Annotated in this window: 6 protein-coding genes; all 6 read right to left on the minus strand. The window is 58.0% G+C overall.

The annotated features are described in order from the left end of the window. Positions 1–91 precede the first annotated feature (91 nt). From brxL to LJ362_RS10450, 6 genes are read right to left on the minus strand one after another with little or no spacing between them, the layout of a single operon-like run. Positions 92–2149, minus strand: coding sequence for a BREX system Lon protease-like protein BrxL (gene brxL / locus LJ362_RS10425; RefSeq protein WP_264798996.1), 2058 nt, complete (start codon positions 2147–2149; stop codon positions 92–94). Next, positions 2146–4479, minus strand: coding sequence for a BREX-1 system phosphatase PglZ type B (pglZ, locus tag LJ362_RS10430; protein WP_264798998.1), 2334 nt, complete (start codon positions 4477–4479; stop codon positions 2146–2148). The genes brxL and pglZ overlap by 4 nt, the downstream gene beginning before the upstream one ends. Further along, positions 4476–7661 carry a BREX-1 system adenine-specific DNA-methyltransferase PglX gene (locus tag LJ362_RS10435; protein ID WP_264798999.1) on the minus strand — a complete coding sequence of 1062 codons (3186 nt, stop codon included), beginning with the start codon at positions 7659–7661 and terminating at the stop codon, positions 4476–4478. The genes pglZ and LJ362_RS10435 overlap by 4 nt, the downstream gene beginning before the upstream one ends. A gap of 2 nt (positions 7662–7663) precedes the next feature. Next, positions 7664–11122, minus strand: coding sequence for a BREX system P-loop protein BrxC (gene brxC, locus LJ362_RS10440; protein ID WP_264799000.1), 3459 nt, complete (start codon positions 11120–11122; stop codon positions 7664–7666). Further along, entirely contained in the window at positions 11119–11667 is a 549-nt protein-coding gene (locus LJ362_RS10445) for a DUF1788 domain-containing protein (RefSeq protein ID WP_264799001.1), read from the minus strand. Before LJ362_RS10445 ends, brxC begins: the two co-directional genes overlap by 4 nt. Positions 11668–11672: 5 nt before the next feature. Next, positions 11673–11909, minus strand: coding sequence for a hypothetical protein (locus LJ362_RS10450; protein WP_264799003.1), 237 nt, complete (start codon positions 11907–11909; stop codon positions 11673–11675). Positions 11910–12722 lie beyond the last annotated feature (813 nt).

Consider the following 12722-nt stretch of genomic DNA (forward strand, 5'->3'; position numbering starts at 1 on the left):
ATGCTTAGGACGGAATTTCCTATGAAACATAACTGTTTAAACGCGTAAGCACGGATCCAAAACCCAACTAGATCCTGATCGCAATCACTCCCTATTCGTCGAGCGCTTTGGCTAACGCGTCTTTAGCATCGTTGTAAAAAATGAACGTAACCTTTGTCGCAACTTCGTCGCTAACATCGAGGAGCTGGCGACGAGCGTTCACTGGCAGGAGGAGCAACGACGCTCCCTTTTCCATTGCGTGCTCAGCTAAAGTTACTGCATTGACTACGGTCTCTACTCCGCCGCCCAAGGATAGATTGCCCACTACAATCATGCCTCCTCTCACGGATCTCTCAAGCATCGCAGAACACTGAGCCAAGAGTATTGGCATCCCGAGACCTGCACCAGAGTTCGCAGCGTCAAGCGCTCTCACCTGCGTGGTTAGAATGTGACTTCGCGGGTCACGATCTCCCACAAGCACGCGAGACTGAGCAAATAGGTTTTGTTCGGCCACTTTGAAGCTCTCGCGAAGTGACGCTGGAGCGGCCTGATTGAGTAATCCTCCCGAGCCAGTGCCAGGTGTGTCTGAGGTAACCACTCGATAAAGGCCAGGGCCATTGTCTCCCATGTTTTCGGACATCGCCCAGACTTGGCCCGGAGGAAGTGGATCCAAACCAATGGAGTCTGGACTGGCGAGTTCCGGAGTCGAGACGAATTGTTCCGCCCCTTCGCCGAGGCGATAGCCGAACTGGGTATTGCGAAATTCCGCTGAACCGATGCGGCGCTGTTGTTCTTTGACTCGACGTCGGCACTCTAGTGCAATCCGCACCGCCCATTCGAGATCCTCATCAGTAATGAGAGCTTCGGAGTCCGGATACAGGAGCTTCAAAAGCCCGTCAACCGTCTTTTTGACCGCAGAGAGGTCACGGCCCGACAGCGCATCGGAATAGTTGATTCGGCCTTGGATCGAAGCAAGTCGCGATTGATCACGAAGACGCGACCAGCATTCGGAGAGGAAATCGCTTACAAGTCCAAAGTGATCGGTGAAGTAGGAGGGATTCAGCTTCGGAACGTCCCAGCCAGGCAAGTATGCGTGGATCCGATCCATAAATGCAGTATCGTCTCGCATCTCCGGCGGCAAAGGCGATAGCAAGTGCCCTATGCGTTGCTGATGAGCGACGTCCACGTCGAAGTTGCCGACGAGCATGATCGAACCATCGGCGCGAATGGACTCACGACCCCGGGAAAACTCACCCGATTCCATGTATCCCTTCATAATGTTGACGCCATCCTTTTGATCGAAGGAGACGCCAGACACCTCGTCGAAGCAGACCACGTCGTACTGAGCAACTAGGCCACGCTGGCCGGTTGCGTTGTTGACGAACATCCGAGCTACCGAAGCTTTGCCCCCCGAAATTAGATGCGCGTACGGGGAAACCTGCTGGAATAGGTGTGATTTACCAGTGCCGCGCGGGCCCAGCTCGACCATGTTGAAGTTTCGTTGTACGAACGGAACCATTCGCAATAATAGAATGTCCTGCTCACGACTACTGAGTTTCTCGGGCTCAAAGCCCACCGACCGAAGTAGAAGGTGCTTCCACTGTTCACTATTGAAACGAGCACGGCCTTCAGCCAATCGTGTAAGCGAATCGCGCGTTGAAAGCTGAATGGGACGAAGTGAACCCACTGCAAATGCCTTGCCGTTCTTCTCTTCAGCGATAGCGGCATCGTAGAACAAATCCACCTCAGCGTAGAAGCCGCCAGTGAGCATGCGCTCATTTTCCCTGACAATTGCATCGTCGATTCGTACATCACGAAGACCGAGACTCGGTAGCTCAGCAACATACGAGTTGGACTTCGCATCAAGCCGGGCTTTGACAAGATCGATGAGCTTTACAGTTGTACGCTCGCGCGCACGAGACTTGAAGAGCTCCTCTTCTCCAGCCCGCACAGTACGGTCAGCAAGCAGCCGTCGAACTATCTGAAGTCCTTCTTCGATTTCCTCCAAGTCGGTTGTGGCACAGTAGCGTCCGATGAGGAACTCGCCGACGTAAGTAGGGACTGGATAGGCACCCTTGAATTGCTGAGCGAGGTCTTTACGGACGACATACCCCTCGAATGCCGAAGCCGCAGTCTCGTCTATCGAATCAAGTGAGACGATCTCAGTCATTCGCTACCCCCGACCGTCGTTTGCGTTTGCGCAAGTACCACTTCGTCTCCATCAAGCAACACAACCCACGCCGTTTCCCCCGCAGCGGCCTGCTCCTCGTCCACGAGAACCTTGACCTCGCCCGGTTCAGTTGGCGGCTTCGGGCCTCCGACCGCGCTCGACGCATCAGCAGGGCGAAGCCGAATTTCGGCGACCACTTCAGCTTCGGCAGGACCGAAGTCGATGCGACAACGTTGCCCTGTCCACCGAACGCCTTCAATCTGAACTGTCTCAGAAGTCGAGGCTCCACGTGCCACGCGGATGACGGGAATTACGCACTCTTGGAGACTCAATCCGCCATGCTCGTATAGGCAAGCCGACTCAAACGCAGCAGCTCCGGGTGCGCTGACCATGTCGACGGAGGAGTCCCAAGTCCAAGGCAGGACTTGAAAATTCGGGCGTGCTGCGGCGGCCTTCAACCGCGCCACACGTGGCTTGCGGGCAGCATCACCTTCCGTCACTTGTATCGGCAGGTGGACCTTCTGCGCTGCTTGGCCAGGCAGGAGGAACCCGTGATCGGTGACCACGACGACATTCCGCCAACCCGCATCAAGCAGTGCACGAACACGCTCCGCGACAAGGTCAAGGTGGTGGTCGATCAGGTCTGCCAGCTGCCGCCCGTGCGAGTGGCCCAGCGAGTCGATCATGTTCGTCTGCGTCCACGCAGTTCCGGCTGGGTCGCCGACCTGTGCGGTGTCCCAGTCGAGGAACTGTACTCCCGCCTCAGCGAGAGCCGACCGCAGCACTGAACCTTTTACAGATCGCCCTTGATCATCAGCCGCATCAAAGGCTGTACCGCCAGCCATCCCGATCTTAATCGGGGCCACCGCCGGCTGGCCGGTTGGCGTGACGCTGGGGAAAGCCGCCTGGCGCGGCTCTACAACCGCTGCGACCCCTGACAATCGGCGAGTAACACGAATGGCCAAGTCGTATCGCAGTGCATCGACAAATACCACGCATGTTCCTTCGAGTACGTCGAGGCCCGTCTGACCATGGTAGGCGCCAACTGCGGCTTTCTGGAATTCTCGTGCCGACTGATCAACCCACGGGTCGTAGATCGCGCCTAACGCGCGAGCGACCGCGGATCTATCCTGTGCGGTCTTGGCCGTCGCGATAGTACGCAGCGCAAGGTCGTCAATCATGTGGCCCTCCTCGCTGTACCATTCGATCTGAGAGTTGAGATCGGTGGCTGCCGAGACGGTCGCTACACGACCTGCAAGCTCGGCGAGGTGACCAACAGAGCTAGCAAGCGGTGCTTGACCGAGAGCGGCCCAGACCATGTCCTCGCGCGACGTGTGCGCGGCAGCGAGCTCTTCAATTCGACCACGCGGGTCAGGATGATTTCCCAATGTGGCGAGTGACAACCTAAGTGCGTCCTCCTGGTCGCGGTTCCACGAAGGCCACGAGTCAGGGTGTAGGTCGGTGTCCCCAAAAAGCGCCACCGTAGAGGGGCGCGCCTGGTCGAGCAAGGCAGGAATATTCGGATAGCGGCTTGGGTTCTCCGCAAACCGTTGCCAGACCGCCCCCCACTTCCCAGTTCGGCTGCCGAGCTTGCTGGCCGCGGTAAGTGCGCCGTCGTTCTCAGGGCCAAAGCCGTAGACTGACTTACATGAGGCGACGAGGGCCTGCCATTGCGAACCTTCCAGCGAAGCTCTCACCTCGTCCGGCTCGTTCATCCATTCAAGGAGGGTGCGAACCGTGTCATCGAGCACAAGTCGGTGCAGGCGCGACGAATCGAGGCGCCCTATACGCTTGAGATTGTCGATATCCTCGAAGAGAAACTTGTCCAACACCTGGGCAAGCGCCGCTTTCGTCGCGCTGTCGCTCGCGATGTCGAGGCCCGCACCCTGCTTCGACGTAAGGAACGAATGTGGCGTCCAGGGCGCCTGACTGTAAGCAGAGGGCCACCAGTTCGAGCGGATCGCAATCTCGGCGAGCGGTACGAGTGAGTCGTCGAGCGTCATTGCTTCTGCCACGGAGCCTCGACTGATACCAGGCAGGTAGATCACCCACGGGTTCTGTTCGTCTCGTTCGGCGAGATGGGCAGGTAGATCCGCTGACTCGGGCGAGGAAAGTACAGCCCGAAGCCAAAGTTCCGGTCCCCTTGCAATTTCAGGCTCATACTTTCCTAGAACAAGGATAGGCACTTTCTCCTGCAGATGGCCAACCACCCTTTCCCAAGCGTGGCCAGGGTCAGGCCACAAAACAGCCACCGGAGCTGAATTCGTCCCTTCGTTGAAGGCCGCGGCATCCCGGAGCGCTTGGACGACGGCTTCACGAACTAATGTCATTCTGCGATCCCCGCTTCGCGCCTGGCAACACGACGTTCTTCAAGGGCTGGGTGCAAATCATTATTTCGATCTGTCCCGTCGGGATTCTTTCCACGGTCCTTTCGCCAATGCACGTTTACTTTAGACCGGAGCACACCGGCAATCACAAACGGACGGATATTAAAACGAACGCCGTCATCCGTGTCAGGTTCCCACCCGATGGGTTGATCGGCCATTTCCTTCCACCGAACGTAAATGTCATAGGGAGGTACACCGTCAAGAATTAGCTGAAGCCTATGCTGAAGATCTTCGGCAGCGGCCAGTCGCTCACTGGCACCGGAACGCTCTGCACGTGCCTCGTGCTTCTGCCGGTTGATCCAGGCCCCCAGAGAGGTAAAGGTCAATTTCTCCAGCGTTTGACGATCAAGCTTGTGGTAATTGACGATCGCCGAAAATCCGTCTTTCCGGCCATCCCAGATGTGCCATAAGAAGGGCCGGTTTTCAAAGACCTTTACGTGTTGAGCGAAGAAAGTGTCTCGAAGCCAGTCGTTCAAGTGGCCGTTCTTCCCTCCTGCATCAGTAATGAGCGTCCGCTCGAAGCCACTTGACCAATGGTCACCGTAAGCTGTCGACAGAAGCGCACGTAAACGTGTGGCGAGATCAGGCTCATTTGGCAGTGCCTGTAAGCTGGCAAAACCATCGGAATCCGCAAAATGGTCAAACGCATCGGAAGTCTGTTGTGGCCATGAATAGCCAAGCAGCCGCGCGATCGCCACTTGCAGGGGATGCGACGCTGCAAGAATATCGCCTCTGAACAACGCTTGAGTTGGGTCCGGCGAGTAGGGCTCTGGCAATGGCCCCTCCTGTTCGGCGACTTTCGACCAATGTTCCGTATCGAAAGGAACTTTTGCCAGGGTTGCGTTTGTAACTTTCAGAGATGTATCAATTTCTCTAACTGCTACTGAATAATCTGGCGACGATAAGAAATGCCAAAGCGCCGACAATAACGACTCATCATACGGGACGACCGCTGACGCGTTAGTATCGAACAATTCCCCGGTGTAGAGCGTCACTGGCAGGTCTCCCATCTGGCTGACCAGAACGCCGACCTTTCCCCATGCCCCCTTGCCAACAATACGAGAACCGCGGCTTTGAGCCATTGCCCCCTTACCCTCATCCCATGCAACGACATAACTACGTCCAGCATAGAACTCGGTTGCAGAAACCGACGACAAAAACAGTTGCCAACGAGGTCCACCGATTCCGCTGACTTCCCAGAAGTAACGGCGGAAACGACTATCGTCCCCGGTCTTGATTCCCTGAAGCCCCGGAGCCACACCTGACAAAAGTGCCTGCGGTTTGGATGTGGTCAACGTGATTCGGTGGTCAGTGTTGGCCATCTGCTGCGTCCGCGTAGTATGACAGAGTGGTACCTCAGTAAGGAATTCGGCAATCTGTGTAGGCGAGTTTCCGGCCGCGGCATTTAGACCAGTAACCGCCTCCGTGCGCTGACCCCCTTCGACCAGCAGATCCGTATGGAAGTCCCACATGGTGACCGAGAACCCGGATACTCCGAGTGCAGCAATGAACTTTTGGCCGTCCAAGCTAAGCCGCGCCTTCCTGAAGGCCGAGTAATTGGTCTGAAATCGCCAACTCTGTGGAATCACAAATGCCCGCGTTGTAGCTCCACTCCATCTCGAGAGCATCGAATAAGCCAGGTTGCCCGATGCATCCCGATCCAAATGCTTTGTGAATCGCTGGACGGCCTCAGCCTGTTTTCCAGAAGAAAGGAACGGCGGATTTGTAGCGACAAGTGTGTAAGACCCTGACAATAGCTTTGCTGCGCGAATAATGTCATCAGCCGCGTACCCCACGACCGAGCTCTCCTGGGCCTCAGCCGAAAAGACTTGTGAAAGAGATTCTCGAATCGAATCCCAGCTGACACCAAAGCTGAGATCACTACCGAATAGAGAGTGTTCTGAACCATCAGCCCGTGGTTCTATTAGCGAACCAAGAGAGTCTGCATTTCTAAATTGAGAATGAAGATGGCCAAGGACCTTCCGGAGCTCACTGTCTTTTCCAGCAATCACTTCCCAGTCGCCCCGCGTCGAACGAATCGGTACCCCCGAGCATGCAATCTGAGGTACCGGCAACTGGCGGACTCCCCCCTGTTTCCAGGCTTCAAGGGTCACATTAAAAGCGGCGATCTGAGCACAGCGTGGATCAAGTTCGAGACCGTGCAAATTGTCGCGGAGAACGGCATCTTGCGCATCTGCTGGTGTGAGATCCTCCTCCTCAGCTCGCATACGCCAAAGCATCCCGAACATTGCGACGAGAAAGTGGCCGGAGCCGCAGCACGGGTCTATCACTTTCACATCGGCGGTCCGGTCAGGCCATTCGTTGAACAAGCCCGCTGCGGGAGCGCCATCCTCGGTACGGCGGAGATACACCCAGTCTGCAATGAGGGAAGAGTTTGGATGCAGGGTAGCCCACCATGCCCCGAGCGAGTTCTCTAACAGAAACCGCACCATGTAATTCTCGGTGAACAGTTGTGTGACTGGTGAAAGGTCGGCCCCACTGATCTTGACACCGGATTCGTTGACTCGCTTCTTTTCGGCCGTCTGCCAGAACTGATATACCCAACCGAGCGCGTCCTCCGTCCTGAATACCTCGGATGGAATGTCGAGCAGGAGGCGCTCAAGCGTATTGCGGTGTTCGGCTGCGAACCGGACTTGTACCGCAGGGTCGGTGAGGCGGAAGACGCCGGGAAGGATCTCCGAAGCGAATCGCGCGGCAACCGCCCACCCATCTGGCTCACCGAGGTCAGAAGCGAGGTCGCCACAATCCTCTAGAGTTAGTGTGATCTCACGATACTCCGCATGCCGAAGAAGGCCGTTGACTTCCAGGAATCGGGCGAACAGCAACCGATGCCATTGCTCGTAGGCGATGTCGTGCACAAGATTGGTAAGCCGTGTACTCGCACGTGTGGTGTCATCGCCGAGCTGCCGCGCCTTGTCTCGGAGCGCAACCCGGAGTTTGTTTTGCTCGTCACTTAGGTAACCCGGGCGACTCGGCTCGGCGACCGCGAGAGCACGCAGAGCATCCTCGGCAGCGCGTTGTGCTGCAACGCGGGCGCTCTGCGTCTGCGCGTCGAGATAGCGTCGTTGGTCGGAATTGAGGACCTTGGTAGTTACCGTTGACATGGTCAGCCCTTCACCATCACTGTGTCGTTGCCGCTGTTCAGGGCGCCGAGAAGCTCCACCCGCAGGGCCTCGATGTAGCGCTCAATCTCGTCGGCGCTGCTAAAGCTCGCTGTCGAAACCCGAACCGTGGTCATTTTAGCCGCAGGTGCCGTGAGCTGAACAGCCGCTTCCAACGCACGCGAGGCCCGCTGCGGGATCGCATCGAGTTCAGCGGTCCACCCTTGGAGCGGCCGAGCCTGCACCGCTGTCAGGACGGCACCTGCATCTGCGAGCTTGGGTTCCAACTCGGTGCCGAGATGGTGTTCCGTGAGGAGAGCCTCGCGCTGTCCATCGTCTAGAGCCGTCCATGCTGGCTGCTGCTGGAGACCAGCAATAGCTGTCGCTCGGGCGTCGCTCAACGCAACCGCTGCCTTGTGGATAGCATCGCGAAGTGCCTCGGCAAGTTCGTTGACAATCGGGGCAATTGGATCGGCGTCAGCGAGGAGATCGCGGCTCGCGGCGAGTGCGACGAGCCGTTCACGGGCCGCCGACGCGGACTCCAGCTCTGTGGCCGAAGACGCAAGCGAATGCGCTAATTCGAGCGAATGCTTTCGGCTCTCTAACCTGCGTTCCAGGTCTCCGAGGCGGTCGTTGAAACTAGTGAGGTCAGTTTTCGCTGACAGCAGGGCGTGCACGCGATCGTTGCCCGACGCACTCAGGATCGCCTGGATGCTACCTGGCACAGTGATATCAGGGAGCGGAGCAGGTCCACTCACGCCTTTCGCACGGTCGACGAACAGCTTAGCGGCCTCTTCTACGGTCGAGGCGAGTCCGTCATTGTCAGTCGGGAAGCCGAGGTTGCTCAGGACCTGACGTGCCTGGATTTTTTCGGCAGGCTTGAGCATCGTGACCTCACGGCGGAGCTGCACGTTGCCGAGGCGGGTCTGCTTGAGCACATCTGCTGTGGTAGCGTCGCTACCGTTAAGCGTCGCGCGGATCACTCCAGTGTCGAGAAGCACTCCGATCGAGGCCATGAGCGCGTCGCGTGGCCAGCCCAACGGCTTCGCTGTCACGATCTTCTCCACGTCACTCGCCGATGTGCCTACTGAACTAACGTGGCCTAGGACCTCTTTGACGACGATGTGCTTTTCAGGATCGGCTTCGTGCTGGATCGCCTTGAGCGCGTCGGCTGCCGATCCGCTTCGCACGCGTGCCATGACCTGGGGCCAACGGTTGTCATCAGCTTCTGAGAAGCGCGGGAAGAGGCGGGTCGCGGCAGACTGTGCACCAGCTTCGATACGTTCACGCAACGAGTTCCCACTCGGGGCGGTGCCGCCTCCAAGGAGCACGTTTGCTTTGGAGATTACTTCACGTACATGAGTATTCACGCGGTCCGTCGCACGGTTGAGGCGGGTTTGCATTGCGCTTCGGGCCTGTCTGCCCTCGTCGTCCTGTGGTATCCCCTGCTGATCGATTACGCGTTTCGCGGCGAGCTTATTGCGAATCGCAGATTCGAATGCTGAGGCTTCGACCTTTGGAAGGTGGACTAGGACCATCGGTGACTCAACGCCGAGACTGCGCGCAACCTCGTCGAACTGTTTCGAGGTGATTCCTTCATCCCATTCGGATCGCAGCCAGATCGGGATTGAATTGGATTCCGGTGGAAGCGAGACATCTGCGTGGAGCGCGAGCTTGCGCGATTCCTTGGCACGACCTTGCTGAATCGTCGCGGGCAGAGCCCGGTTGACTTCCGTGAGCAACAACGAGTCTCGCTCTGCGCTCAATTCGCTGTCGCTCAGCTGCGCATATTGCCTGCGCACGGCCTCGTCCCACTCGCGACCGGCCTTGGTCTGGAGCCGGTATTCCGCGCCGTCTTGCTGGAGCACTCCCTCGTCAGCGAGTGCTTCGAGTATCGCAGGAACCTGCTGTCGAAGCTGATCGCTATCATGGGCGAGGTCCTCGACGAGTAGGTCTACAAGATGATCTGCCGTCGCGCGCACGCCGATATCGACGTGGCCCGACGTCGGCAGTAAACCGATTAGATGGATGAGGCCGAGGATGCGGCCGCGCAGGGGAGCCTTTTGCCCTTGTTCATGGATCAGTGTCTGGGTCTCTTTCAGTAGAAGACCCGCGCCGTTGAGGTCTTCATTCTTCTGCGCATAGAGGAAATCGGCACCGACCACTGTACCCACCGGTTGGGGAGCGGCCTTGCGGTTTGCCTCATGCACGATGCGGAGTTGGGAACGCAACTGACCGGCGCGGCCAGCGTCGGCCTGGCGAAGCACACTCTCCCAGAATCGCCGACGCACCGGCAGTAGCGGGTAGTCGTCAACGAGTTCTTTATCATCCTCGACAGTATGTTGAATTTTGCTACCGATGAGTTGTCGGGAAATCTGCCCGGCGACAGAAGCCAGCGTGTTGTCGAGAGTGGGTTTCTTGGCGGGTTCCTTGCTCAGCAGCACGCGGCGGACAACAGCGTCTACGTCCTGATTCTTGAGCACGACCTTGACGGTGAAACGGTCCTGAATCTTCTGAAGTGTCGAATCGGCCGTCAGTTCCTGCTGGCCCGTGGCAACGAGCAACACACGACCGTTCAGTTCACGCGACACTGACTCGACGAGGTTCTGCACTTCCATCGCCCGTCCGCCGTCGCCACTGATGTATTGTTGCACCTCATCGAGCACGACCAGCGACGGCGGAATCTGGCCGTTACCGACGTACTCCAGAATCTTCTTAAGTAGCGCAATTGTCTCGTCAGTAGAGAACCAGCGAGTATTTGGCGGAAACTGGTTGCGTAACGCAGCACGGACGTCACGGGCTGACGACGCGAACTGTGGTTCAACGGCTAGGATTGCGTTCGCGAGCAGTGTACTGAGATTGTACTCACTCAGCTCCTCGATGAGGTCCCCTCCATTCAGCGCGACGTGGTCGCGCACGGCTTCGAGGTGACCGTTGCCGGCTAGCCACAGCGCGACTTGGGCGGGTGCGACGCGCGTAGGCAGTCCTGCGGCCCCGAGGACGATGGAAAGAAACACCGAATTGAGGGAGTCGCCGCTGCGGTCGAGTGCGCCAGCGGCCGCCCACGGTGCGGCTCCGTCGCGTCGGCTGATTGTTGTCAACTCCGTCAACTGCTCATGGATGCCCTGAGGTATGTTTGTCAGACCGCGCGCGGTTGCGCCGTTCGGGAACTCTGTGTCGGCCCAGAGATGCTGGAGGACTCGAACGAGGTGGGACTTACCACTGCCGTAGAAACCCGACACCCACACGGCAGGTTGCGTCGTCCGGTTACGGTGTCCGGTGTAGGAGTCAAGAATTCGCTGAAGGCCGTACTCGTACTCGCCCTCGCAGACGAAGCTCTCCAGCTCATATTTGAGGACCTCCCACTGGCTGGACCCCTCGGGACGGTCCACGTTGGTTACACCGTCGTTCGGAATCTCGAAGCTCAGCGGCGGCCGGATAAAGAGGTCGTTGTTGGTAGTCACGCGAAGCCCTTCTGCGAATCAATGACACGAGCACGGTAGTTGAACCCATCGCGCGCGTCGAGTAGGCGGAATGAATGAGTCGCCGGGTCATGAAGCCCGGGAAAGAGGACGAGAAGGCGACCGGTGACTGTAGAGTCGATGGATTTGATCACGCTTGACGCCCTCAGGAACGGAAAAATAGAGCCGATGCCAACGAGTGCCACGATAGCGTTAGCGGGAGCCGCTTCGAGCGCTTGGCGTATGCGCTTCACTAGAATTGTCTCGAATTGGTCCAGGATCGATTGCGTGAGATCACTCGGTTCCTCATAGAACGCCTCGGCGTGGCGGTGCGACGACAGCCAGCGACCGAAGTCATCGGTAACGTCGACGATGGCCCAGCCGCGGCCCGCTTGGCTGGTCGCAAGTTCCAAGCTAGGCAGCGCATGCCGAATCTGGCGTTCGAGTTCCGGCGGGTAGACGAGCATCCACACGCGTTCGCCGCCCGAGACGTTGTCTTTCCAAGTCAGCGTTAACTCGGCTTTGTAGGCATCGACAAGATCGGACACGCGGCTCATCCTGCACCTCCGAGAGCCGGGAACGACACGTCAACTACATTGCCCGCAACGAGCAGGTCGATGAGACCCTGGGTGTGCGCTCCGCGCAACGCCTCTAAGGCACTGCCGGGGGCCACCCCCAGAATCTGCGACCAAGAGTTGTTGAGTACGCCGAGACCGCGCCCGCCAGCGAGGTAGCCGAGGAATGCCGCATACGCGATGGCGACCGGGCGGGCATCCACTTCAGTGCGCACCTTCTTGGCACGACCAGCGAGATGACCGGTCTGGGTCCAACAGGACCCAGTGTTTCGCCCCGTCTTATCGAGGGTTGACTCCGACATTTCGCTGCCGAACTGCGCGGCGACGGCAACAGTCAAATCTGACGACGTCACGGTCGACCCCGCCGGGAGGTCCGCGATCGCGGCGAACGAAGCCCGGAGCACCTCGTCACGTGTGAAGGCCAGTAGCCCCGCAAGAAGTGGGCGTGACGCGTGATCAATGTCCCAAAGCGACCTTAACGCTGAAAACTCTGGGAAAGCCGGGTCCAAGAAATACAGCTCACGAAGGTGACGGAATGACCTCTGGCGACCAGCCTGGGTCGGGCGACCGAGAACGTTGCCCTCAACCACGGCATCACGATATTGCTCGGCGGTTGCGTCAGACGGCAAGGAGCGGAGAAGCTCAACTAAGTGAGTGACGCCGATTGTATGGCTGGCTGTTGTCCGTAATGTTCCAAGCTCGAGTCTCCCAAGGTTTGGATCGGCAGTCGTCATCTTCCCAACTTCCTCCCAGATCATCCGTCATTTTTGCCTGGTTGAAGTCGACATTAGCATCTTGCCCGTTAGCTAGCTCCAGAGAAGGGAGTACGGCCTAAGTTGCTTCACTTTAGTGTCCCGATCTTGGCCTGAAGTTCTTGATGTTTTCGACCTGCACCGCTACAAACAACGGGATCGCAGGCGGGGAACACGGCCGTTCCTTCATCAAACTGAATCACGAACTAACACAACGGGCGCAGCGTGGGCTGCCCCACATTAACGTTCGTATAGTTCCGGGCAAATAGGTAGCCC

It is taken from the genome of Brevibacterium sp. JSBI002 (assembly GCF_026013965.1).
GTDB lineage: Bacteria > Actinomycetota > Actinomycetes > Actinomycetales > Brevibacteriaceae > Brevibacterium.

Bases quoted from the DNA above. Each gene is read 5' to 3' on its own strand.
- LJ362_RS10435 (WP_264798999.1), bottom strand. From the start codon at position 7,661: ATGTCAACGGTAACTACCAAGGTCCTCAATTCCGACCAACGACGCTAT.
- pglZ (WP_264798998.1), bottom strand. From the start codon at position 4,479: ATGACATTAGTTCGTGAAGCCGTCGTCCAAGCGCTCCGGGATGCCGCG.
- brxL (WP_264798996.1), bottom strand. From the start codon at position 2,149: ATGACTGAGATCGTCTCACTTGATTCGATAGACGAGACTGCGGCTTCG.